At 43.5% G+C, this 239-nt stretch carries 1 protein-coding gene; it reads right to left on the reverse strand.

The features are described from left to right. A partial coding sequence (locus RYX56_RS25070) for an MqnA/MqnD/SBP family protein (protein ID WP_317124478.1) occupies window positions 1-239 on the reverse strand: 239 nt, incomplete at both ends.

A 239-nucleotide genomic window follows, 5' to 3' on the forward strand; every position in this document is an offset into this window, starting at 1 on the left:
ACCTAAATCAACTAACATCTTTAAATCAAACTCTTGATACGTAAATCTTGCCTCATGTATCACAAGACCAGCATCAATTTTGCCATCACGTACAGCTGGCATAATCTCATGAAACGGCATAACGACAATTTCATCTAAGCCTTCAGGGATCGCTTCGGCAGCCCAAAGCCTGAATAATAAATAAGCAGTAGACCTTTCACTTGGTACCGCTACCCGCTTCCCAGCCAAGGAATGCGGAG

The organism is Alkalihalophilus lindianensis, from assembly GCF_032843265.1.
Lineage (GTDB): Bacteria > Bacillota > Bacilli > Bacillales > Bacillaceae_D > Alkalihalophilus > Alkalihalophilus lindianensis.